This window comes from Chryseobacterium hilariae (assembly GCF_051400735.1).
Taxonomy (GTDB): domain Bacteria; phylum Bacteroidota; class Bacteroidia; order Flavobacteriales; family Weeksellaceae; genus Chryseobacterium.
Genome location: NZ_JBLFFJ010000002.1, coordinates 403,176 through 426,156 on the forward strand (window position 1 = coordinate 403,176; position 22,981 = coordinate 426,156).

Here is a 22,981-nt window from a genome sequence, read left to right on the forward strand (position 1 = left end):
CTTTTAAGATTCATTATATAAGAGAATTGTTTTATCTTGTTTTAAATTTACAAATATTTAAATGGAGTGAATTAAAAAAAGGTAAATTTGTGGTTTAAATAATTTTAATACTCTACGAGGATGAAGAGATTGATGAGCTTTATGGCTGTTATTTTTTCAATAATGGCTTTTGCACAACAGGGAAAACTTAGGAAAGTGGCTACTGTTGGCTTTTTGAATGTTGAAAACCTTTGGGACACCATCCGTTCTGCAGATTATATTGATGGCACAAAAGATATCCGTAATCCTGCTTTCCACAGAAGCATCCCAATGGATTCCATTAAGTTTTTAGAAGCTGAGAAACATGACGGACCCTGGAGTGATGGCGCCTTAGTAGGTAAAAAAGCAGTGAGATACCAAGGTGGCTCTGACGAATTCACGCCAAGCAGCGGTAAAAATTATAATACGAAAATCTATAAAGCTAAGCTTGCCAACGAGGCAAAGGTAATTTCCGAAATGGGCGCACAGTATACTAAAACGGCGCCTGCAGTGGTCGGACTTATTGAAGTCGAAAACAGACAGGTCATTGAAGACCTGGTAAAGCAGCCTGTTCTTGCTAAATATGACTACGGAATTATTCATTATAATTCTTATGATTACAGAGGAATTGATGTTGCATTAATTTATCAGAAAAGAAGATTTACCCCAACCAATTCATTGAAAAAAGAATTAAAAGTTTTCGGGGATGACGGTAAAAGAGAATATACAAGAGATATTTTGGTGGTAACAGGCTTCCTGGACAACGAAAAAGTTGCATTTTTCATGAACCACTGGCCTTCAAGAAGAGGTGGCGAGGCCGTTTCACTACCTAAAAGAAATGCTGCTGCCGCTTTACTGAAACAGCAGATGGACAGTATAAGAGCAGCAGATCCTTCTACTAAGCTTTTTGCAATGGGTGACTTTAATGATGATCCTGTAAGCGCAAGTTTAAAAAATCATTTAAAAGCTGTTGCCAGTCCTAAAGATTTGAGTGAAACTACGCCATATCTTAATTTAATGTATCCTTTATATAAGAAAGGGATCGCTTCACTGGCTTACCAGGATGCTCCTAACCTCTTTGATCAGATTATAGTTTCTAAAAATGTAGTGTCTGACCAAGTGACAAAAGAATATTCTGTATATAAAGCAGAGATCTTTGCTCCACCTTATTTAGTGAACAAAGAAGGAAATTATAAGGGTTATCCTTTCAGATCCTGGAACGGAGATCAGTTTACAGGAGGATACAGTGACCACTTCCCGGCATTTGTTATTCTTCAGAAAGAACCATAAAAATTAACTTAGGCACTCATTTTGAGTGCTTATTTCTTATATCAATGTTCTTATTATGAAAAATCTTATTATACTGCTTTTCTTCGCAAGTATTCCTTTCGGTTGCTTCTCCCAGAACAGCCCCCAAAAAGGTGAAGAAAAATCAGAAATGAAGCCTTCTAAGAATGAAGACGGAGAGTGGGAACTTACTGTGATTGATACCCAGTTCGATTATTTCCTGAATGCAGTGGCAAAACCGATAAGCCAGTATTCAGAGTCTTATCTGAAAACAAAGAATACATTCCTGGTTACTGAATGGAATTCTTACTACAATTCAGGGAAATACCGGAATATCATAGAGTCAGGCATAGATTATGATCCAAGAGAAAACTACGGAATAAAATTCGAGTATAAGCTGTATCAGGTCTTTGCTTATGTCAGCTGGAAGTACGGACTAAGAATGAATGGGCTTTCCGGAAGTGATGCCGCTAGATAAAGAAGCGCTAAGCCAACGGTTTTTATCCATTTGATCTACAATAAAAAAGGTTCAGAATTTCTTCTGAACCTTTTTTATTTTTATAATAGCTGAAAATTATTTGTTGAATAATTCCTCCACTTTATCCCAGTTCACAACATCAAAAAATGCTGAAACATAATCTGGTCTTCTGTTTTGGTAGTTTAAATAATAAGCATGCTCCCAAACATCTAATCCAAGAACCGGAGTTCCTTTCACATCCGCAACAGGCATCAACGGGTTATCCTGGTTTGGAGTAGAAGAAACAGATACGGATCCGTCTGCATTTTTAATCAGCCAAGCCCATCCTGAACCAAATCTTGTTTTAGCCGCATCAGAAAAATCAGTTTTGAATTTTTCAAGACCTCCATAATTTTCAATGGCTGCTTTTACATTTCCTACTGGCTCTTTGCTTCCACCCGGAGTTAAAATTTCCCAGAATAAAGAATGGTTAAAGTGTCCTCCTCCATTATTTCTTACTGCCGGCTTATCAGTTCCTGTCTGGCAGATCTCTTCGATAGTTTTTCCTGCCAATTCAGTTCCTTCGATCGCTTTATTTAAATTGTCAATATACGCCTGGTGATGTTTTGTATAGTGGATTTCCATAGTTTTCGCATCAATAGTAGGCTCTAATGCATCGTATGCATATCCTAATTTAGGTAATTCAAATGACATAATTTTTATTTTTAATGTTATATCCAAATTTAGCCAATATTTAAGCGATTATCAACAATTGGGGATTACTTTAATAAATCTTTAACATTGATATATTGATTTAGAATGAATTAATTTTTATAGGAGGAAAGTAGGAAGTCGGAAGATGGAAGTTATCACAGTATAAAATACATCTCAAAGTCGTACTTACTAATGAAAATATAAGCTACTGTCTTTCCTTAACAATCCCAATTTCAAGTCTCTTAAATACCTAAACTCTAAGATTCTCAAAGCTCTAAGACTCCCAAAAGCTATCCAACTCCAATAAAAAAGCACGAAGATCGCTGATCTTCGTGCTTTTTATTTAATAAACAATTAAATTAATCTATTTATTCATAGACATCAGGAATTCTTCGTTATTTAAAGTTCCTCTGATGTTTTTATTTACAAATTCCATTGCTTCTACAGGATTCATTTCAGAAAGATATTTTCTGAAAATCCACATTCTCTGTGAAGTTACCTCATCTAAAAGAAGGTCATCTCTACGCGTGCTTGAAGATACAAGATCGATCGCCGGATAAATTCTTCTGTTGGCAATTTTTCTATCAAGTTGAAGCTCCATATTACCCGTTCCTTTAAATTCTTCGAAGATCACTTCGTCCATTTTAGAACCGGTGTCGATAAGTGCTGTAGCAATAATGGTTAATGAACCACCACCTTCAATCTTTCTGGCTGCCCCGAAAAATCTTTTTGGCTTGTGAAGCGCATTAGCATCCACACCACCTGATAAAACTTTACCTGATGCTGGTGTAACTGTATTATAAGCTCTTGCCAATCTCGTAATTGAATCCAGTAAGATCACTACATCATGTCCGCATTCTACCATTCTCTGAGCTTTTGCTAAAACAAGATTCGCCACTTTTACGTGCTTATCTGCTGCTTCATCAAATGTAGAGGCAATTACTTCCGCATTTACGCTTCTTTCCATATCCGTAACTTCTTCAGGACGTTCGTCGATCAGAAGGACCATCATGTATACCTCAGGGTGATTAGCCGCAATAGAGTTGGCAATATCTTTAAGTAACATCGTTTTACCTGTTTTAGGCTGGGCAACGATCATCGCTCTCTGTCCTTTTCCGATAGGTGCGAAAAGATCTACAATTCTTGTTGAAAGTGTAGAACCATTTCCTGTAAGATTAAATTTCTCTTCAGGAAAGAGCGGAGTTAAATATTCAAAGGCAACACGATCCTTGATGAACGCAAGATCACGTCCGTTCACTTCCGTAGGTTTCAGTAAGGAAAAGTATTTTTCACCTTCTTTTGGAAGTCTTACAATTCCTTTAACGGTATCTCCTGTTTTCAGACCAAAATTTCTGATCTGTGCTGTAGACACATACACGTCATCGGGAGAAGAGATATAACTGAAATCAGATGAACGAAGGAATCCGTAGTTATCCGGAAGGATTTCTAAAACCCCTTCAATACTTACCATCCCATCAAAACTAAACTCTTTTCTGTGCTCAGAATGATGTTCCTCATTTCTGTCAGCATGTTGTCTTTGCTGATTTTGATTTGGATTCTGGTTCTGGTGTTGATTAGGATTTTGGTTCTGACCCTGGTTTTGGTGCTGGTTAGGGTTCTTATTTTGATTTCCGCTGTTTTGCGGATTGTTGTGTCCTTTTTGTTGGGATCTGGCCTGAGGTTGGGAAGTAACAGGCTTTTCTTCTGATGAGGCAGATTCCTGAGGTTCTGCATTTTTAAGAGCTTCTGCTCTTTCTTGTGGAGTTTCTGTATTGCCTGTGTTGGCAGTCACTCTTTTTCTCTTTTTCCTGGCCTGTGCCGAATTGTTTTCTTCAGGAGCAGAAACTGTTTCAGCTTTGGGCTCTTGCTGCTTTATTTCTTCAGCAGCCGGCACCTTTTCTTCTACTTTCTCTTCAGCTTTAGGGCTTTCTTCAGTGGGTGCTTTTGTTTCTGCTTTGGGTTTGGCAGGTTGTCTTTTAGGCGCTGTTTTTTTTACAGGGGCCTTTGCAGGTTTATCTGCCGGTTTTTCTTCAGTATCCATACTGGTTTCTGTGGCGTTGAAATAATCTTTTGCAACTTTAGGGTTAGAAGCCTGAAAGTCAAGAACGGCAAAGATTTTATCATTATCATTGCTGTTTCTAGCAACTTTAACGCCTAAATCTTTTAAGATTTTAGTCAGTTCCGTTACGGATTTTGACCTTAACGTTTCTATGTTAAACATACTTAATGTAAAAATGTAATTAATTGTGAGTAAGAAAAGTAAGTCCGGTGACTTTTGTTTTCAAGTACATATGTATAATGCAAATCTACACTTATTTTTGAATTGTGCAAAATTTATGTTATTTTTGCCAGGTATTTAATAATCTATGTTACAGAGAATACAGACGATATGGACTCTTTTGGCAGTTTTAGCTGCTGTTTCCCTTTTCATTACAGGGCAGGATGTTGACGTTTTCGGCAATATTCCGGTGATTGATATAAGCTGTATTGCCCTTGTTTTAGCAGGAGCATTAAGTATTTTCAGTTTTAAAAACAGGAAAAGACAAATTTTGCTGAATACATTCAGCATCATTATAAACGTTTTGTTGATTGGTGTATTGGCGTACTGGTTACTAAACTTATCCGGAGGAATTCAGATTCCTGAGAAGGGTATTGAGCCGGTTTTCCCATTGATCGCGGTGATCTGTCTGCTTATTGCAAACGCATACATCCGCAGAGATGAGAGGCTCGTAAAATCTGTAGACCGACTTCGATAGCCTTACAACGATTTTTTGAGTGAGAACAGTTCCGAAAGGAGCTGTTTTTTTTATTTAACGCAAAATTTCACATCTTAGCCTTATTATTTTAAGTGGAGCAAAGATGCGGGATTCGCCGTTGGTTAAGCGGATGGTAATACGAATGTTTATTCGGATTGATGGTTGATTGATTTTTTTGGTGTAAAAGATTCCACAAAAAAATTATATAAGTTTTTAAGAATATTAAGTTTAGCTTCGCTTAAAAGCAGATGATTTTCTTAATTATATTTAATCCCTTCAAGATTCTTAATGGTTCGAATGTATACTCACCAGATATTTTATATCATTTCATGCAACATTTCCGTTAAGAATACGACTGATCCTATTAAATTGTATCAAAAAATGAAAAAACTAACCTACCTTGCCCTATCCTTTTTCTCAGCATTTGCGTTTGCTCAGGAAGTTTCAAAAGAAAGAGTAACCACAATTCTTGCAACCCTGGCATCAGACGAAATGAAGGGCCGCGAGATCGGAACTCCGGAAAATGATAAGGCTGCAGAATATATTGCAAAGCTTTTCAAAGAAAACAATCTTGAATACTGCACAGGGAATTCTTACCTGATCCCTTTCGATTATGAAGGAAAGAAAGCCTACAATGTATGTGGTATTAAAAAAGGAAAAACTGATAAATACTTAGGCTTTTCCGGACACTTTGATCACATAGGGACAAGTGACAAAACCGGCGACAATATTTATAACGGAGCAGATGATGATGCAAGTGGAATTACCACTTTAGCAGGTATTGCCGATTATTTTAAGAACAAAAAACCTGAATTCTCAATGGTTTTCATTGCCTTCAACGGTGAAGAAAAAGGAATGCTGGGCTCAAGAGCTATTTCCACAGATGCCGGTTTAGATAAGGTATATAATAATATGACGGCACTTTTCAATTTTGAAATGGTAGCTACAGAATCTCAGTTCGGAAAGAATGCTCTTTTTATGACAGGGGATGAATTTTCTGATTTTGATGAGCTTTTTAATAAATATGCTGCAAACGGATTAAAAATCAATTCTGATCCCTATGCTGCACAAAAATTATTTTACAGATCGGACAATGTAAGTTTTGTAAAGAAAAAAATCATTGCTCACTCATTTTCTACCGTGGATATGACGAAAGCTTCCCATTACCATAACGAAAGTGATGATGTAAATGTTGTAGATTTTGACAATTTAACAACCATCATCAACAATGTTGGAAAGACTTTGGAAAAACTGACACCACATAATTTTGCTCCGAAATATAATAACAAAGTAAAATTTTAAATAATAAACAGCAAAAACAAAACCGCCGGACTGGCAGTTTTTTAATGCTCTGAACCCTTCTGATCCCTGAAAATTAAACAAACGTTTGTAACAAAACATATCTAATTGAAACATATTAATTAAAGTAAAACAGGATTAAGAACGTCTTTTCCTTTAATTTTACGTAATTTTGCTATCCAATTTTTCATTGAATGAAACCATTACAAAGAATACTTTATTTCGCGAAACCGCATCAAAAATACCTTTTCGGAAGTATGTTTTTCAATATACTGTACTCCTTACTTAATATCTTATCTGTAGGAACTATGCTTCCTATTTTGGGTCTGATGTTCGGTACGATTGAAAGACAGGGAAAAGAACCGGTATGGAGCGGAGCCTTCGGCGATTATTTCAACTATATAAAGGATAAAGCTTATTATTTTGTACAGACACAGATTGATCAGCATGGTGCTGTTTACGTACTTGCTGTTCTGTGTGCGATTACAGGAGTTTCATTTTTATTAAGGAATATTTTCCGGTATATAGGAGCTTTCCTTTTGGTGAATTACCGGGTGGGGATTACCAAAGATCTTCGTACTGCGATGTATAATAAGTTCCTGCAGCTTCCGGTTTCTTTCTTTACAGAACAGAGAAAAGGAGACATGATGTCCAGGATTTCCAATGATATCGGAGGTGTAGAAGGTGGAATTATGGGTGTGTTAGTGGATATCATCAATGCTCCGTTTATGATCATCTCTTCATTGATTGCATTATTTTTACTGTCCCCTCAGCTAACCCTGTTTTCACTGGTTGTTTTCCCGGTTATGGGATTGTTGATCTCATGGACCGGAAAAAGCTTAAAAAAGCAGGCTCATTATGCCCAGGCTGAACTCGGAAATCTGTTTTCACTGGTAGACGAAACTTTAAAATCATCTAAAGTGATCAAGATCTTCAATGCAGATAAGATCCTTAAGAGCAGATTCAATGAAACAACTACCAACTGGCAGAAATTTGCGATAGATATGAGCCGAAGAAGAGAACTGGCGTCTCCTATGAGCGAATTTCTTGGTTCTATTACCATTCTTATCATTACATGGTATGCAGGAACTCAGATTTTAGAGGAGCAGACTATGAAGCCTCAGGCTTTCCTGGTTTTCATAGGAATGTTCTTCCAGATTTTGGATCCCGCCAAAAAGCTTTCCAGCGCAATTTCTTCCATCCAGGGAGGAATGGCAAGTTTGGAAAGAGTAGCTGAAGTTCTTGATTATGATCTAAAGGTAGAAGAAATTGCAGAGCCTGTTTCTATTTCTACTCTTAGCAACCAAATTGAATTCAAAAACATTGGATTCTATTATGATAAAGACAATGTTATCCTTAAAAATTTCTCACTGATTATTCCGAAAGGAAAAACTATTGCCCTTGTTGGACAGAGCGGAAGTGGAAAAACAACGATTGCCAACCTTCTGGCCAGATTCTATGATGTGAGTGAGGGGGAAATTTTGATTGACGGAACTGACATTAAGCATTTAAAATTAAAAGAATACCGTCAGCTTCTGGGAATGGTAACACAGGAGTCTGTATTGTTCAATGATTCCGTTTATAATAATATCCTAATGGGTAAACCTGATGCTACTAAAGAAGAGGTAGTGGAGGCTGCAAAAATTGCTAATGCTGATTCTTTTATTTCGAATCTTCCTGATGGATATGACTCTAATATCGGGGATGACGGGAATAAGCTTTCCGGCGGCCAGAAACAGAGGGTGTCTATTGCCAGAGCCGTATTGAAAAACCCACCGGTGATGATTTTGGATGAAGCCACTTCTGCCCTGGATACGGAATCTGAAAGATTCGTTCAGGATGCTTTGGATAAAATGATGGAAAACAGAACATCCCTGGTCATTGCCCACAGGCTTTCAACGATTCAAAAAGCAGACTGGATTGTAGTGATGGAGAAAGGAATTGTAGTGGAACAGGGAACCCACCACGATCTTATTGCCAAAAAAGGAATGTACCACAAGCTTGTGGAGCTTCAAAATTTTGATTAATCAATCGTTTATTGAATTAAATTCAGTTAAATGAATCCTATACAAGAGTACTTCTACAGAATTAAAGAACCTGAAAGAAGTACTCTTTTGTTTTTACGCAAAAAGATCCTGGAATCCGACACGGAAAATATAACAGAAACCTTAAGCTTCGGGCTTCCATTCTTCAAATACAAAAAGAAAATGCTGTGCTATCTTTACTACAGCAAAAAATATAAGCAGCATTACGTAAGTTTCTATCACGGGGACAGACTTGATCATCCTCTGCTGATCCAGGATGGCAGAAAGAAGTTTAAAATCCTTCTGATCAACATGGAAGAAGATTTGCCTGTTGAGATTATTTTAAGCCTGACAGAAGAGGTTAAAAAGCATATAAAATAAAAGGCTGCGGCATGGTAAAACCATGCCGCAGCCTTGTTTAAGAACTTTTTTTCACTACTGTGTATTAATTCCGCTGAATTCTGCCTGTTTAACTGCCCATGCAATCATGTTTGCAAACAGTATGGAATTTTGCACCTGCATTCCTCCAGCCGGATATCCGTTTCCTGCATAACCATATGTGGCTTTCTGAACTGGAAAATATCCGCCTGAACTTGGTGCAACAAATGGTTCTATAGTATTACTTGAATACGGGTTTCCGTTTGCATTTTCATTGCTTAAGAAGCCTCCGTCTCCAAACCATATAAAGTTCAAACTGTTGCTTCTTAGTCCGGAAATACCGGTTCTTGCAGTTGTACTGTTAATCGGCTGTGCATAGCTGTAAGGCACAAACCCGCTTGTAAGACCTGAAATCCCTATTGTTGCAGAAGCATCCTCACCCCAGTTTTTCCCTCTTACATCCCCGAAAGGGCCATTCAATATAGGATCATCCGTATTGGAAAGAGCATACACCGATCCTGCCCCTGCTCCATTGGAAGCTGAAATAGTAGGATCTGAAAAAATTCCTCTGAATAAATTCTGTGCAGTTCCTGTATCATCAGTTAAAGCAATCACGATTCCTTTTTTATTAAGATAAGAAGCAATATATCCTGCATCCGTAGCATTTGGCGTGTAGGAATAACCAATAATTACAATATCCGGCTTATTATTCAGGGCTGCCTGAAGTGTTGCAGAAGATGGTGAATTACCCAGCGACGTATGGGTAAAACCTTCATATTTTACAATACTTGAAGCCGTTGTTCCAAAATTGGCAGGAGAATCCATCAGGCTTCTGGAAGGTCCTGTAAAAGCACTATATCCGTAAGCCGTCTCCAAACCTATATGTAAAACTGTTTTTTTAGGAATTACTACAATAATATTTACGTTACAGGTCGTTGAAACTCCTCCCTGACTGTCAGAAGTCAGGGTCATTGTTTTAACAGCTGTAGAAGTTGGGGTTCCTGTACCGCTTAAGGTCACGTTTTGGCTTCCTGTAGAGGTAAATGTTCCTGAACTTCTGAACGAAATCCCGTCTACTGTATTCGTAGTAATGGTATAACTTCCTAATGCAGAAACATTGACCGGCAATGTGATGGTATTGAAAGCTGTAAGAGCTGTTCCTACTTTATAAACTCCGTTGGCAACAGCACTTCCACAACTCATGGTATAAGTTCCGGCAGGGCTGAGAACGTTTATAGACACAGCAGGTGTACAGGTCACATCGTTTCCGTTCGCATTCAGTGATACATCATCGGTCTGAATATTCATCGGAGTCCCCTGTCCTGCAATCTGAATTGTTTGCACTCCTGTATTGAGGAATGTTCCCGTTCCATAAAAATTATATCCGTTGGGAGTAGCTCCCGAGATGGTATAGTTTCCTATTTTAGTCACATTAACAGAAATACTCAGATAGTTTGATGTGGTTAATTCCCTGCCTTTTACATAGGTTCCCATTGCTTTTGTATTGGAACAGTCCACGGTAAATACAGCCTTTCCCAGCTGTCCGCAGACACTTTTCCATTCATCATCGACGAGGCTCCAGTAATTAAAGCAGTCTTCTGTTGTATTATAAATAGTAAGCCCATCATCCTTAAGCTCATTAATGATTATTGCATCTCTCTGTGTTTCGGTAAGACGGGGAATAAGTATCCCTTTATTGTTTCCCCCAGAAACCACATCCAAAACCGAATTTACATTAGGTGTAGATGTATTGATCCCTACTGCACCGTTCTGAGAATAGAACTGTCCAAAAATCAAAAGCATAGCCAGAAGCAGAATTTTGATTTTTGCTGTTGTAGAATTTGTTTTCATCATTTTGAAATAATTATGTTTGTTATTTTTAAATTGACATTTCAGCCAATACAAAAGTATCATCCATAAAGGTTTATTTTCTAAAAAAAACCTACGCAATACTACGCACGAGTAGTAAAGCGTACAGTCAATCAACATTTTACGAGAAAAACAATCAAAATACAGAGCGTATGATAATTTGTAATTTATTTAGAAAAACAAAAAAAATATTTAAGGAGATTATCCTTCATAAATAGACTTCCACTTGGCAATAGTGTTCCGGCTGGTTTTGAAATGATTGGCTGTTTGCGTATTGGTAAGCCTATTTTTACTTTGATAATTGAGAATTTCACGGATAGACGATTCATCGTAAGAACGCAGCCGTTGACTTTTAAATTCTATCGCATATTCTGCCTGGCCAAAGATCAACCTGTTGAATTTTAAAATATCTATTGCTGTACTTAGAGAATCCAGCTTACTGATTATCGACGGATCATTTATTTTCTCAGGGAATTTCTCAGTGATAATATCAGTATATATTTGTTTGAAATCCGGCATGCCTATACTTTTTTCACCCATTTGTAAAGAGTCGTCTTAGGAATTTTATACTTTATCATAATTTCTTTTACCGTCATTTCACCGGTTGTTATCTTATCCAGCATAAACATCTTAACCTCTTCTGTATAAATATTTTTCCTGAATGTAAGAGTAGATTTATCCAATTTAATCTCGTTGTACATATGAGATGGAGGAGCATAGAGAATAAGATGTCCGGTATAAATTCTAAAGAAATCAAAGTGCAGAAGCTTGCTCCACCTGAGCAGTTTTTGGGTTTCCATACTTTCCTTCAGGTACATCTCTTCTATTTCATCTTCGGTACAATGTAAATAATTCATAATTCTTCCGGAAGATATACGGAGCTCCTCTACTTTAGCTTTCACTAAATTTCCGATATGTATCTGTTTTAAATTCATCTTAAAGCAAAAATATCAACAACAAAATGAATTAAAAGCTTTTCCTTCTACGTAATACTACTCACTCAAGTAAAAAAATTATATTTTGAGAATAAAACTGTTGATGTTCATTTCAGAAGGAATATCCAGCTTTTTCCTGATTCTGTATTTTTTACTTTCCACTGCTCTGATACTGCTGTTCGTACACTGTGCGATCTTCTTGGTATCAAAGTCAATCTTCATTAATGCACAGAAATAAAGCTCGGAATGAATAAGGTTCGGATTTTTTGATAGCACAGCAGGAATAAAATGTGGGAAAAAGATCTGGAATTTGTCAAAGAACAGCGGCGAGTTACTTTCTGCCAGGCTATAGATTTCACGGATATTTTCTTCCGTAAGATGATTAATGAGCATTTGCTGCTTCAGGAGTCCTGTATTGGTTTTCTGCAGATCTTCTATAGTAGAATCCTTCACCCGCGTATCTTCCATAAGTCCAAAAATCAAATCATCTTTTTGAGCAATAAAGGAGATATCCATCAGAAATGATGCTATGGAAAATAAAATATTAAGCAGTTTTATGGTTTTGAAATCCCCCTCTTCAAAAAAAGTGCTTTTAGGAAGAAAATCAAAGTCAAAATATAAGCAGCCAATACAATTGGCACTGATTATAAAGGCGAGGATCAGGATTGAAATAAAATCTTCCTTATAATTGAAAAAGAATGGGATAGCAAATAAAAGTGAAAAATAAAAATATTCGACTCCCGCATTTTTAAAAGTATAAATATGAAAAAAACTGATGATAAAAGCGAGCAGAATAAAAACGAAAATAACACTTGTCTTCAATGCTTTTCTAAAACGGTTTGTTTTTCCTTTAACAGCCATTAAAAATAACCAGAAAAGAGTAGTAACTGTTAAAAATGTAGAGATCACAGCATCTCCGAAAAAGATAATAATAAATATTGAGTAAAATAAGAACAGCAGGAAAAGGAAAAGAAGATATTTATTAATCAGGTTAAGATAATTGCGCTCATCTTCATCATATAATTCCTCTGCTTCACCGTTGATCATTCGGAAGAAATTTTTAAAATCCATCGTGTTCTGTGTTTTTTTGTTATCATAATGCTCAAGTTGCTTTTTGTACAGGACAGACAACTTGAATTCATATTAATACTCATCAAATACACAAAACAACAGGACAAAATGAATCTGTCTGCAGTTTTTGCTGAATGAAAGATTGTGAAAGGTGTTTTTACTTAATCATCAAGCTAGGTTGCCAGCTTAATAAATTCAAATAATTTTTCAGCATATTTACGTAAAAAAATGATATTCTTAATATTAAAATCTATTAATAAACAAAAAATTAATATTCTATAAATATAATTAAATGGAAGAATATTGTATTCTCAAAACCATAAAACACCAACAAGATAAATTTGATAAGAATAATATTCCCGCAAAAATACTTATTCAAAGAAACCTATGCTATAAAATAAATACTCAATAGCACGCGTGCGTACAAAAACTTAGACAGCAGAATCCTGAAATTTAAACAGGTGAATTCAGAAGGAAATAACTTATTAACATGGATACAAAAAAAAGGGAAAACTTAATTTCCCCTTTTTTATATTTTGATTTATTTTGTATTAATCTTTCATTCTGGCGATCACGTCCAGACCTCCTTTTGTAATGTCTCCGATCTTGCAGATGATTTCAGTGTCCAGAGGCAGGAAAACATCCATTCTCGAACCGAATTTGATGAAACCGAACTCATGTCCCGCTTTTGCCTGATCTCCCTCATTACAGTAGAAAACAATCCTTCTCGCCACATATCCGGCGATCTGCCTGAATACGACCTGATGATTTGTTTCCGTTTCTACAGCAACCGTTGTTCTTTCATTTTCTGTAGATGACTTTTCGTGCCATGCCACAAGATATTTTCCGGGATGATATTTCTTATAGATCACTTTTCCGGAAACCGGATATCTGCAGATATGAACATTCAGTGGTGACATGAAAATGGAAACCTGAATGGCCTTTCCTTTAATAAATTCAGTCTCATCCACTTCTTTAATCATAACCACTTTTCCGTCTACCGGAGCAATCACATTTTCTCTGTGCTCAAGTATATCACGGTCCGGAACTCTGAAAAACCAGAATACCAAACTGTAAACCACCAATAATGGCATAATGATCAGCAACGACCATATTTTAAGAAAATAAATAGCCAATACACTTATGATGATAAACAGTATCGTTGCTACGGTAATCGTCCCTTTTGATTCCTTATGTAATTTCATGAGATTAAATAAATTTTTCTAAAATAAAGTACAAATATACGACAGGAACGCAGATTAAAAAACTGTCCAGTCTGTCCAGCACGCCTCCATGCCCCGGAATGATGTTTCCGCTGTCTTTCACCCCGAAATTTCTTTTAAGCTGGCTTTCTACCAGATCACCCAACGGAGCAAATGCAGCAACTAGGAAACCTACCACCATCCAGTTCCCGCGAAGTTCGGGCTGGTAATGCTCTACAAAGTAAGATAAAACCAACGTCAGGACAACTCCTCCGGCATATCCTTCCCAGGTCTTCTTTGGAGAGATTTTAGGGGCCATTTTGTGCTTCCCGAAAAATTTTCCGGTAAGGTAGGCAAAAGTATCACTGCTCCAGATCAGGATAAACAGGAAAAGCACTTCAAGTGAGAAGGTCCCTTCAAACCCGGAAAATTTAGGCAGGCCTAATGCAAAGCTGAAAGGCAATGCCACATAGATTACCGTAAATATCAGCTTTCCGCTGTCGTAATATAATTCGTTGGGATATTTGAATAAAGTAACCACCGCAATAGCGATCAGGGAAATAGCCAGTATTTCGTTCAGCCTGAAATCGAAAAAGAAGTCGTGGTGGAAATATCTTTTGGAAAAAACGTAATAAATAAAAATCACCAGGGGCAGTACAATCCATTTTTCATAACCTTTCCCAAACTTCATGATCTTAATGCATTCCCAGGTACCCACCAGCAGCAAAAGAGTGATCAGACCGTGATACAGATATTCCTGCCTGATAAGGTCCGGATGGATCTTGTTGATGAGCTGGGCACCCAGCGGTGTTGTGCAAAGAATGATAACGGCAACATAAACAAGTCCGGAAATGGTTCTTTGAATAAGGTTTTTGTCCAAAATGTAAAATTTATAAGTTGATGCTTAATCTTCAAGCAGCAATAAAAACAGTTTTGTATTCGTATTGGAAGAAGTATCTAAACTTGACTGTCCTCCGCTGATGGAAGTAAGGTTCTTGATATTCCCGTTTCTTTTTATTTTTCCCATCGCATCATTAAGGTTATTCACAATTTGTGACACATTAGCCATAATAATGATTTTACCCGGAAGTCTTGAAGAGTGGTAATGCAGGATATTGTTGTGTGAAAGCATGATCCTGCCGTCGTAGGCAATAAGATATTCGCAGGTAATGAAGGCGGCATCATTGGAGTGCTCCATTTCAGAAGTATAGGGCATTTTCACCACGTTTAAGAAGTTCTGAAGCTCCTTGTCCCAGCAGAAAACATTACTGATGCCTTCTATTTTCACAATCTGGTTTAAAGTCTGCAGCGCTTCCGCTTCGTCTGCACAATAATTAAAAAAACCTCCTGAATGCGTAAATAATTGCGCAAACTTATAGTCAAGATCCGCATTTTTCAGCGAATCCCCGAGCTTTTCCAGACTCTGTTTTTCTTCTTCCTCAGGCTGGTTGGTAAGTTTGCTTACAATCCTCTTGAATAAATTCAACTTAATCTATTTTTAGTCAACTTTATACAAAAATAGAAAATAAATTACAATAGATTCTAAAAATAGTCCTTAAATATGAAAAAACCTGACAATTCTAAGAATGTCAGGTTTTTTTAATATGTTTTTGGAAGTATTTTAAAGCTGAGTCGGGCTTTCAGGAGCCTGAATTTCACTTTCTTCTTCCTTGTCTTGAATAATGATCTGCTCATCGGGTTCTTTCGCTGTAGAAATCGTGCTGGTAACAGGTCTTTCTGTTAACTCAGGATCCCATGCTCTTTTACCGAATATATCTTCAAGATCTTCGCGGAAGATCACTTCTTTTTCTAAAAGCTTATTCGCCAATGCATCTAACTTATCTTTATTCTCAGTAAGAATTTTCACTGCTCTTTCATATTGATTTTCGATAATCGATTTGATCTCTGCATCAATTTTCGTAGCAGTTTCTTCAGAATAAGGTTTCCCGAAAGAATATTCAGACTGCCCTGAGCTGTCATAATAAGAAATATTTCCGATATTAGGGCTCAGACCGTAAACAGTAACCATAGCCTGGGCTCTTTTCGTTACTGATTCCAGATCAGACAATGCTCCTGTTGAAATATTATTGAAAATTACCTGCTCTGCTGCTCTACCTCCTAAAGTTGCACACAATTCGTCCAGCATTTGCTCAGTAGTTGTCAGCTGTCTTTCTTCCGGAAGATACCACGCTGCACCTAAAGAACGCCCTCTTGGAACAATTGTCACCTTTAAAAGTGGTGCTGCATGCTCTACTAACCATGAGATCGTAGCATGACCTGCTTCATGATAAGCCACCCTTCTTTTTTCAGACGGTTTGATCGCCATGTTTTTCTTCTCAAGACCTCCGATGATCCTGTCTACAGCATCAAGGAAATCCTGTTTTGTAACAGAGGTATGACTGTTTCTCGCTGCAATTAATGCTGCTTCGTTACATACATTCGCAATATCTGCCCCACTGAATCCAGGGGTTTGTTTGGCAAGGAAATCTCTGTCAACAGTATCATCCAACTTGATTTTTTTCAAGTGAACATCAAATATTTCTCTTCTTTCGTGGAGTTCCGGAAGGTCTACGTAGATCGAACGGTCAAAACGTCCGGCTCTCATCAGGGCTTTATCTAAGATATCAGCTCTGTTAGTCGCAGCCATTACGATAACGTTAACGTCTGTCCCAAAACCATCCATTTCTGTAAGAAGCTGGTTCAGGGTGTTTTCTCTTTCGTCGTTTCCGCCTGAGAAATTATTTTTTCCTCTTGCACGTCCAATAGCGTCGATCTCATCAATAAAGATGATAGCCGGAGACTTAGCTTTTGCCTGGGCAAAAAGGTCTCTAACCCTTGAAGCTCCTACTCCAACGAACATTTCTACGAAATCTGAACCTGAAAGGGAGAAGAACGGTACTTTGGCCTCACCTGCAACAGCTTTTGCCAATAATGTTTTACCGGTTCCCGGAGGGCCTACCAAAAGTACACCTTTAGGGATTTTACCTCCCAGTTTTGTATATTTTTCGGAATTTTTCAAGAAATCTACCACTTCCTGTACTTCTTCTTTAGCTCCTTCAAGACCTGCAACATCTTTAAATGTCACCTGGATTCTTTCTTTTTCGTCAAAAAGTTTCGCCTTAGATTTTCCTATTGAGAAGATCTGCCCGCCAGGGCCGCCGCCTCCACCCATCTTTCTGAAAAGAAGGAAGTAGAAAAGGCCTAAGATTGCGATCCATATCAATGCTGAAACCAGGATATCCATAAACGGATTTTTGCCTGCTCCATAATCTTTAGTGGTTTTGATAGTAGCGTCTGCCGCTTTTATCTGATCAAATTTTTGAAGGAAAAGCTGAAGATCTCCATATTTTACGGAAAAATCTGCTTTTGGAGCCATTTCGAATGCAGAAAGAGGATTGCTTGGGTTGGCCGTTTTATTGACCATTGCTGTCTTTGCTGCTTTTGTCAGGAAAACATCAGCTTTCTCTGTGTCTTTGTATATGATAACGTTTTGGACCTTTCCTGCCTGCATTTCCCTAAAGAAAGCATCCTCATCAATAGATTTTGCACTGTCGCCTCCTAAAAAATTGGAACCGAAAAATAACAAAAGAGCCACGATTGCAATTGGAAAAAACCAGTTGAATCCTTTATTGTTCATTTATACTTTTTAAAATTTAAAATTCATATTCTATTTTGGTAATTGCTGCATCTCCCCAAAGTTCTTCAATATCGTAATATTCACGTACTTCTTTCTGGAAAATATGCACTACCACTGTTACGTAATCTACCAAAACCCACATTGAGTTTTCGGTACCCTCTACATGCCAAGGTCTATCTTTAAGATCGTTTCTTACTTTTTTCTCTACACTTCCTGCCAATGCAGAAACCTGTGTATTGGAGTTTCCGCTACAAATTATAAAAGTTTCCGCGACAGAATTTTCAATTTTTGAAAGATCAAAAATCATTATATCTTCTCCTTTTACATCCTGGATGGCTTCAACAATTTTATCTATTAGCGCCTGCTTTTCTGCTGTTTTATTCATTAAAATATCTATAATCTGCAAATTTATTGTTTTTCTTTTACTTTAGCCTTATTTTTAGCCCTTTAAAGTCTTAAAGTTTTCTTAAATGGGTCAATTATTTTATTTAAAAGAGTGTTCTTCTACTAATGACGAAATATCCCGGTTTTTACTTTACGGAAATTCAGATTTTACGGCTTTATATACATTCAATCAAACCAAAGGCCGCGGACAATACGGAAATACATGGGCGGCGGCTGCCGGAAAAAATGTTGCGTATACGCTGGCTGTTAAGGCTCAGAGCTTTCTGCTCTCAGATTTTATATTCAATTACTATACCGCAGTTATTATCCGGGATTTCCTTGCCAATTTGACTGATAATGACGTAAAGATAAAGTGGCCGAATGATATTATCCTTAAAAATAAAAAAATCGTCGGAATTTTAATTGAAAAGAAAAAAATTAATCAAAACAATTATTTTATCATTGGGGCAGGCTTCAATGTTCTGCAGGATCATTTTGATGAAATATCGCATGCAGGATCGCTTCTGACACAGACAGGACAGGTTTATGATCTTAATGATTTCGTGTCAAACCTTCACGATTACTTATCAGAAAAGCTGAAAAAAATTCCGTCTGAACAGGAAATCATTGATCAGTTCAACCGGAATTTATACCGCAAAGATGAGATCTCGGTCTTTGAAATTGAAAAAGAGAGACAAAATGGCATTATCCGGAATGCTGATGAAAAGGGAGAACTCTGGATAGAGCTTGAGAAAGACGGATTAAAATCTTTCTATCATAAAGAGATCAAACTTCTTTACTGATTAGCTCTTTTCAGATACAGATATAAAGTAAGCGGAAAAAATACAATGTTGGGAAGCCACATGGCCACGGCGGGCGAAAGACTTCTGTTCTCGGAAACTACTTTTAAGGCTTCAAAAGAGAAGACGAAAACAAATGCCAGGGAAATCCCTATCGCCAGGTTAACACCAAGACCTCCTCTTTTTTTCTGAGACGCCAGCGAAAGCGCCAGGAATGTCAGTATAATAATAGCAACCGGCATTGAAGTTCTCTGATGAAACTCATTAAGATAAGAGTTCAGGTTACTGTTTCCTCTTTCTTTTTCCCTGTCGATGAATTTGATAAGTTCCGGGGTGGTTTTATTCTGACCAAGCAGCTCGTTCGGAAAAAGCTCTTCGGGGGAATGCCCATACTTTTTCCTCATTTCAACCCCGTTACCCAGCTTTTCAGTATTGTCTTTATTGACCGTTTTTTCCAGATAGTTGGTCAGGATAAACTGTTTTTTAGCTTTGTCCCAATATACTTCGGATGCCTTCAGCTCATAGATCATCTTTCTGGTTTTATCAAATTTCTGATAAACAAAGCCTGAACCTCTGGTTTCTCTTTTGTTCCAGGAATTCACGAAGATGTATTCTGATTTGCTGAACTGGGCAGATGCCGGACCTGTCCCCAGGATCTTCTCTTTGTTCGCGGCGTTGTACGTATAGGCTTCCAGTTCATTTTTCTTGATATTAGCCCACGGAAGCACCATATGATTTACCACAAGCGATATCGTCGCAATTAAGACAGATGTATACAGATAAGGTTTTGCAAATCTGTGGAAACTGGCTCCACTGCTGATTATCGCAACAATTTCAGTATTATTTGCCATCCTGGATGTAAAATAAATCACGGAAATAAATACGAGGATAGCCAGGAAGGTTACAACAAGGTTAATAATCCAGAACGGATAAAAATGGATCAGGAAATACATTACATCCAGCTTGGGATCTAATGCTTTTGCATTTTCTATTCTGGGAATCTTCTGCTGCACATCGATCACCAATACAACTATAGACAGCAATATCAGCATGAAACTGAACGTTCCAAGGTATTTTTTAATGATATATCTGTCTATAATTTTGATCATGATGTTTCTATTTTAAAGTCTCTGTCTAAGAACCGGCACTACAGATTTTTTCCATTCATAGAAATCACCCGCCACAATATGCTCTCTTGCTACTTTTACCAGATCTAAATAAAATGCCAGGTTATGTACGGATGCGATCTGTTTTGCAAGATATTCTTTTGAGACAAATAAATGACGCAGATATGCTTTTGAATATTCTTTGTCTACATAACTCGTTCCAAATTCATCCAGAGGAGAAAAATCACGCTTCCATTTTTCATTTTTCAGATTCATTACGCCCTGCCATGTAAAAAGCATTGCGTTTCTCGCGTTTCTGGTAGGCATTACGCAATCCATCATATCGATACCCAACCCGATGGATTCAAGAATATTCCACGGAGTTCCCACTCCCATAAGGTATCTTGGTTTATCTTTTGGCAGAATATCCGTTACTTCATCCGTAATTCTGTACATCTCCTCTTCCGGCTCTCCTACGGAAAGTCCTCCGATTGCATTTCCTTCCGCTCCTGCTTCGGAGATAACTTCGGCTGATATTTTCCTAAGATCTGAATAGGTAGATCCCTGAACAATTGGGAAAAGTCTTTGTTTGTATCCGTAGATTTCTTTATTCTGTTCGGTCCATTCAATACATCTTTTCAGCCAACGGTGTGTAAGCTCCATGGATGTTTTGGCCTGATTGTATTCGCAGGGATAAGGGGTACACTCATCAAAAGCCATGAAAATATCTGCACCGATCTGCCTTTGGATCTCCATAGACTTTTCCGGGGTGAACATATGATAGCTTCCGTCGATATGAGATTTGAACTTTACACCTTCTTCGGACATTTTTCTGCTTTTGGAAAGCGAAAATACCTGAAAGCCTCCTGAGTCGGTAAGGATCGGCAGATCCCAGTTCATAAATTTGTGCAGCCCTCCTGCTTCCTGCATAATATCCATTGTCGGACGAAGATACAGGTGGTAGGTATTACCCAAAATAATCTGGGCTTTAATGTCTTCTTTTAATTCTCTCTGATGAACTGTTTTCACACTGGCTACAGTTCCTACAGGCATAAAGATTGGCGTCTGGATTTTTCCGTGATCTGTAGTGATCTCTCCTGCTCTTGCTTTTCCTTCAGAGGTTTTTTCTATATTAAAAAATTTCATTCGTCTATTCTTTTAATTCACCGCTATTAACGCTTCTGCTTTTAAAGACAGAATCGTTTCCGCATCATAATTACCTGTTTAAAACGGGTGTATTTCCACTGTTTTTCAGCCTGTCTTGTATGTACTTATCCGCTTTCGGATCTTTTTTTAATACTATTTTCTGTGCGTCTTCCGCAATATCTTTCATTTTGTCTTTCACGACATAATACTTAAAGCTTTCTACAAAATCTTCAGATTTTACCTGGTGATTTTTAAGGACAAATCTTGTTCCTTCTTCTAAGTTTTTGTTTTGATATATAATGACCGCCTGATCCGTAATAGCCAGGTCAGCCAGGATCTCAGCCATTTTTTCAGGCTCAATCAGATTTTTAGGCTTGTCGATATAGTCGCCGCATGAAAACATGCACAGCATAACGAAAATGAAGATCAGTTTTTTCATAATCTGTTGATTATTGATTTCCATTTTAAATTTAAAACACCAAATACAGCTTCATGAATAATGCCACCGTTCATTTTACTTTCTCCTAAAATTCTGTTTGTAAATATAATAGGAACTTCTACAATTTTAAAATCTTTTTTAAAAGCTCTAAACTTCATTTCGATCTGAAAGCCGTATCCTTTAAGCTTCACATTATTCAAACCTATCTCTTCGAGAACTTTCCTGGAAAAACAGACAAAGCCTGCGGTGGTATCATGAATGGGTAGCCCCAAAATAAACCTTACGTATTTGGAAGCAAAATAGGAAAGCAGAACCCGCCCCATTGGCCAGTTCACCACATTTACACCTTTTGAGTATCGTGATCCTATTGCCATATCTGCATTCAGACAGGCCTCGAAAAGCCTTGGCAAATCATTTGGATTATGTGAAAAATCGGCATCCATCTCAAAAATATAATCATATTTGTTTTCGATAGCCCATTTAAATCCATGAATATATGCTTTGCCCAAACCGTCTTTCACATGTCTTACCGACATATGGAGATGATGTGGGAATTTTTTCTGAATTCTTCTTACTATCTCGGCCGTTCCATCCGGAGAAGAATCATCCACCACCAAAATATGAAAGTCATCTTCCAATGCAAAAACCGCGGAAATAATATTTTCAATATTTTCCTTTTCGTTATAGGTAGGGATGATGACGAGTTTTTTCATTTCAGTTTGCAAAGATAGTTTATTTAACCTTTTTATTTTATACAAAATAATCTATAATTTTGCAAAAAACATTCCTTTGCTGTTATCACAAAACTTTATAAACCACGTAAGAATACCTGAGAACAATGACTGGGTAATCTTTATATTGATAGGATGCATATTCCTGTATGTCTTCATGATGAATATCATAGAAAGGGATGCCAGCCTGAAAGACTTTCTGCTTCAGAAATATTTTGATGCCAGCAACAACCTTCCGAGCTGGATTATTACTTCCTGCGTAACGGCACTTACTTTATCTGTTTTACTTTCACAATATATCCCCATCATTCCGAAATATATTAATAATCTGCAGATTTTCGGGTATCAGCTTAATAAATTTGGGTATACCCTGCTGGCGGTTATATTTTTTTATGCCTCGAAATCCGCGCTGGGCTTTTTATTTTACCAAAGTATAGGTGACGGCAAAAAATGGACTATTTTTTATTTTACCTCTACAAAATTCTACTTCATTCTTTCATTTTTATTAATAATTCTGTGTGTAACCCACTATTATTTCCCGATAGACAGAAATAAAATATTTTCGTATTACTTCTACTTCTTTGCATTTGTTGCTGTTTTCAAGATTTTCTTCTATTTGTTTCACAAAAACAATATACTTCCGGAAAAATGGTATTATAAATTTTTGTATATTTGCACCCTCCAAATCGCACCTTTATTGCTGCTTTGGAAGTTGTTATTTTTTTAAT

23 protein-coding genes are annotated in these 22,981 nt (G+C 37.3%); 8 read left to right on the plus strand and 15 right to left on the minus strand.

Translation table 11 applies throughout. From position 1 onward, the window contains the following. Positions 1-120: 120 nt before the first annotated feature. Together ACMGDK_RS08640 and ACMGDK_RS08645 are read left to right on the plus strand one after the other, a co-directional pair. Entirely contained in the window at positions 121-1,308 is a 1,188-nt protein-coding gene (locus tag ACMGDK_RS08640) for an endonuclease/exonuclease/phosphatase family protein (protein WP_436807564.1), read from the plus strand. A gap of 55 nt (positions 1,309-1,363) precedes the next feature. After that, positions 1,364-1,783 carry a DUF6146 family protein gene (locus tag ACMGDK_RS08645; RefSeq protein ID WP_436807565.1) on the plus strand — a complete coding sequence of 140 codons (420 nt, stop codon included), beginning with the start codon at positions 1,364-1,366 and terminating at the stop codon, positions 1,781-1,783. 96 nt (positions 1,784-1,879) lie between these two features. On the opposite strand, the gene ACMGDK_RS08650 is transcribed toward ACMGDK_RS08645, so the two are convergent. Both ACMGDK_RS08650 and rho read right to left on the minus strand, forming a co-directional pair. Beyond that, on the minus strand, positions 1,880-2,476 hold the full coding sequence (locus ACMGDK_RS08650) for a superoxide dismutase (RefSeq protein ID WP_111958832.1): 597 nt from the start codon (positions 2,474-2,476) through the stop codon (positions 1,880-1,882). Between the two features lie 364 nt (positions 2,477-2,840). Further along, positions 2,841-4,697, minus strand: a complete 1,857-nt coding sequence (rho, locus tag ACMGDK_RS08655) for a transcription termination factor Rho (RefSeq protein ID WP_436807566.1) — start codon at positions 4,695-4,697, stop codon at positions 2,841-2,843. 145 nt (positions 4,698-4,842) lie between these two features. Between rho and ACMGDK_RS08660 the strand changes: the two genes are divergently transcribed. The 4 genes from ACMGDK_RS08660 (at position 4,843) to ACMGDK_RS08675 (ending at position 8,936) form a co-directional block, all read left to right on the plus strand. After that, positions 4,843-5,232, plus strand: a complete 390-nt coding sequence (locus ACMGDK_RS08660) for a DUF4293 domain-containing protein (RefSeq protein ID WP_436807567.1) — start codon at positions 4,843-4,845, stop codon at positions 5,230-5,232. 381 nt (positions 5,233-5,613) lie between these two features. After that, positions 5,614-6,534, plus strand: coding sequence for a M28 family peptidase (locus tag ACMGDK_RS08665; RefSeq protein WP_436807568.1), 921 nt, complete (start codon positions 5,614-5,616; stop codon positions 6,532-6,534). 191 nt (positions 6,535-6,725) lie between these two features. After that, positions 6,726-8,558, plus strand: a complete 1,833-nt coding sequence (locus ACMGDK_RS08670) for an ABC transporter ATP-binding protein (protein ID WP_436807569.1) — start codon at positions 6,726-6,728, stop codon at positions 8,556-8,558. Positions 8,559-8,588: 30 nt separating this feature from the next. Beyond that, entirely contained in the window at positions 8,589-8,936 is a 348-nt protein-coding gene (locus ACMGDK_RS08675) for a DUF1801 domain-containing protein (RefSeq protein WP_436807570.1), read from the plus strand. 54 nt (positions 8,937-8,990) lie between these two features. On the opposite strand, the gene ACMGDK_RS08680 is transcribed toward ACMGDK_RS08675, so the two are convergent. From ACMGDK_RS08680 to rsfS, 9 genes are all read right to left on the minus strand, one after another. After that, positions 8,991-10,787, minus strand: a complete 1,797-nt coding sequence (locus ACMGDK_RS08680; RefSeq protein WP_436807571.1) for a phage tail-like protein — start codon at positions 10,785-10,787, stop codon at positions 8,991-8,993. 216 nt (positions 10,788-11,003) lie between these two features. Beyond that, positions 11,004-11,321 carry a helix-turn-helix domain-containing protein gene (locus tag ACMGDK_RS08685; RefSeq protein ID WP_436807572.1) on the minus strand — a complete coding sequence of 106 codons (318 nt, stop codon included), beginning with the start codon at positions 11,319-11,321 and terminating at the stop codon, positions 11,004-11,006. Positions 11,322-11,323: 2 nt separating this feature from the next. Further along, positions 11,324-11,737 (minus strand): transposase, encoded by a 414-nt coding sequence (locus ACMGDK_RS08690; RefSeq protein ID WP_436807573.1) that lies wholly within the window; start codon positions 11,735-11,737, stop codon positions 11,324-11,326. A gap of 78 nt (positions 11,738-11,815) precedes the next feature. Beyond that, complete coding sequence (locus ACMGDK_RS08695; RefSeq protein WP_436807574.1) at positions 11,816-12,784, minus strand: helix-turn-helix transcriptional regulator; 969 nt, start codon at positions 12,782-12,784, stop codon at positions 11,816-11,818. A 575-nt stretch (positions 12,785-13,359) separates the two neighbouring features. Beyond that, positions 13,360-14,013: a phosphatidylserine decarboxylase family protein gene (locus tag ACMGDK_RS08700; RefSeq protein ID WP_436807575.1), complete on the minus strand. Its 654-nt coding sequence runs from the start codon at positions 14,011-14,013 to the stop codon at positions 13,360-13,362. A 4-nt stretch (positions 14,014-14,017) separates the two neighbouring features. After that, positions 14,018-14,890 (minus strand): phosphatidate cytidylyltransferase, encoded by an 873-nt coding sequence (locus ACMGDK_RS08705; RefSeq protein ID WP_436807576.1) that lies wholly within the window; start codon positions 14,888-14,890, stop codon positions 14,018-14,020. Positions 14,891-14,914: 24 nt separating this feature from the next. Then, a complete protein-coding gene (locus ACMGDK_RS08710; protein WP_436807577.1) occupies positions 14,915-15,496 on the minus strand; it encodes an LUD domain-containing protein in 582 nt (193 codons plus the stop codon). A gap of 135 nt (positions 15,497-15,631) precedes the next feature. Further along, a complete protein-coding gene (ftsH, locus tag ACMGDK_RS08715; RefSeq protein ID WP_436807578.1) occupies positions 15,632-17,647 on the minus strand; it encodes an ATP-dependent zinc metalloprotease FtsH in 2,016 nt (671 codons plus the stop codon). Positions 17,648-17,663: 16 nt separating this feature from the next. Continuing rightward, entirely contained in the window at positions 17,664-18,032 is a 369-nt protein-coding gene (gene rsfS / locus ACMGDK_RS08720) for a ribosome silencing factor (RefSeq protein WP_111958808.1), read from the minus strand. 85 nt (positions 18,033-18,117) lie between these two features. Here rsfS and ACMGDK_RS08725 point away from each other — a divergent pair, with 85 nt between their 5' ends. Then, a complete protein-coding gene (locus ACMGDK_RS08725) occupies positions 18,118-18,834 on the plus strand; it encodes a biotin--[acetyl-CoA-carboxylase] ligase (protein ID WP_436807579.1) in 717 nt (238 codons plus the stop codon). Here the strand turns inward: ACMGDK_RS08725 and ACMGDK_RS08730 are convergent. The 4 genes from ACMGDK_RS08730 to ACMGDK_RS08745 form a co-directional block, all read right to left on the minus strand. Continuing rightward, positions 18,828-19,937, minus strand: a complete 1,110-nt coding sequence (locus ACMGDK_RS08730; RefSeq protein ID WP_436807716.1) for an LptF/LptG family permease — start codon at positions 19,935-19,937, stop codon at positions 18,828-18,830. The two genes, ACMGDK_RS08725 and ACMGDK_RS08730, sit on opposite strands and share 7 nt — an antisense overlap. 15 nt (positions 19,938-19,952) lie before the next feature. Continuing rightward, on the minus strand, positions 19,953-21,083 hold the full coding sequence (tgt, locus tag ACMGDK_RS08735) for a tRNA guanosine(34) transglycosylase Tgt (protein ID WP_436807580.1): 1,131 nt from the start codon (positions 21,081-21,083) through the stop codon (positions 19,953-19,955). Positions 21,084-21,153: 70 nt separating this feature from the next. Continuing rightward, a complete protein-coding gene (locus ACMGDK_RS08740; RefSeq protein WP_436807581.1) occupies positions 21,154-21,522 on the minus strand; it encodes a DUF4296 domain-containing protein in 369 nt (122 codons plus the stop codon). Next, on the minus strand, positions 21,519-22,235 hold the full coding sequence (locus tag ACMGDK_RS08745) for a polyprenol monophosphomannose synthase (protein ID WP_436807582.1): 717 nt from the start codon (positions 22,233-22,235) through the stop codon (positions 21,519-21,521). Before ACMGDK_RS08745 ends, ACMGDK_RS08740 begins: the two co-directional genes overlap by 4 nt. A gap of 76 nt (positions 22,236-22,311) precedes the next feature. On the opposite strand from ACMGDK_RS08745, the gene ACMGDK_RS08750 reads away from it, so the two are divergent. Continuing rightward, positions 22,312-22,980 carry a DUF4271 domain-containing protein gene (locus ACMGDK_RS08750; protein WP_436807583.1) on the plus strand — a complete coding sequence of 223 codons (669 nt, stop codon included), beginning with the start codon at positions 22,312-22,314 and terminating at the stop codon, positions 22,978-22,980. The last annotated feature ends 1 nt before the right edge of the window (position 22,981 follow it).

Bases quoted from the DNA above. Each gene is read 5' to 3' on its own strand.
- ACMGDK_RS08640 (WP_436807564.1), top strand. From the start codon at position 121: ATGAAGAGATTGATGAGCTTTATGGCTGTTATTTTTTCAATAATGGCT.
- ACMGDK_RS08645 (WP_436807565.1), top strand. From the start codon at position 1,364: ATGAAAAATCTTATTATACTGCTTTTCTTCGCAAGTATTCCTTTCGGT.
- ACMGDK_RS08650 (WP_111958832.1), bottom strand. From the start codon at position 2,476: ATGTCATTTGAATTACCTAAATTAGGATATGCATACGATGCATTAGAG.
- rho (WP_436807566.1), bottom strand. From the start codon at position 4,697: ATGTTTAACATAGAAACGTTAAGGTCAAAATCCGTAACGGAACTGACT.
- ACMGDK_RS08660 (WP_436807567.1), top strand. From the start codon at position 4,843: ATGTTACAGAGAATACAGACGATATGGACTCTTTTGGCAGTTTTAGCT.
- ACMGDK_RS08665 (WP_436807568.1), top strand. From the start codon at position 5,614: ATGAAAAAACTAACCTACCTTGCCCTATCCTTTTTCTCAGCATTTGCG.
- ACMGDK_RS08670 (WP_436807569.1), top strand. From the start codon at position 6,726: ATGAAACCATTACAAAGAATACTTTATTTCGCGAAACCGCATCAAAAA.
- ACMGDK_RS08675 (WP_436807570.1), top strand. From the start codon at position 8,589: ATGAATCCTATACAAGAGTACTTCTACAGAATTAAAGAACCTGAAAGA.
- ACMGDK_RS08680 (WP_436807571.1), bottom strand. From the start codon at position 10,787: ATGATGAAAACAAATTCTACAACAGCAAAAATCAAAATTCTGCTTCTG.
- ACMGDK_RS08685 (WP_436807572.1), bottom strand. From the start codon at position 11,321: ATGCCGGATTTCAAACAAATATATACTGATATTATCACTGAGAAATTC.
- ACMGDK_RS08690 (WP_436807573.1), bottom strand. From the start codon at position 11,737: ATGAATTTAAAACAGATACATATCGGAAATTTAGTGAAAGCTAAAGTA.
- ACMGDK_RS08695 (WP_436807574.1), bottom strand. From the start codon at position 12,784: ATGATCAACGGTGAAGCAGAGGAATTATATGATGAAGATGAGCGCAAT.
- ACMGDK_RS08700 (WP_436807575.1), bottom strand. From the start codon at position 14,013: ATGAAATTACATAAGGAATCAAAAGGGACGATTACCGTAGCAACGATA.
- ftsH (WP_436807578.1), bottom strand. From the start codon at position 17,647: ATGAACAATAAAGGATTCAACTGGTTTTTTCCAATTGCAATCGTGGCT.
- rsfS (WP_111958808.1), bottom strand. From the start codon at position 18,032: ATGAATAAAACAGCAGAAAAGCAGGCGCTAATAGATAAAATTGTTGAA.
- ACMGDK_RS08725 (WP_436807579.1), top strand. From the start codon at position 18,118: ATGGGTCAATTATTTTATTTAAAAGAGTGTTCTTCTACTAATGACGAA.
- tgt (WP_436807580.1), bottom strand. From the start codon at position 21,083: ATGAAATTTTTTAATATAGAAAAAACCTCTGAAGGAAAAGCAAGAGCA.
- ACMGDK_RS08740 (WP_436807581.1), bottom strand. From the start codon at position 21,522: ATGAAAAAACTGATCTTCATTTTCGTTATGCTGTGCATGTTTTCATGC.
- ACMGDK_RS08745 (WP_436807582.1), bottom strand. From the start codon at position 22,235: ATGAAAAAACTCGTCATCATCCCTACCTATAACGAAAAGGAAAATATT.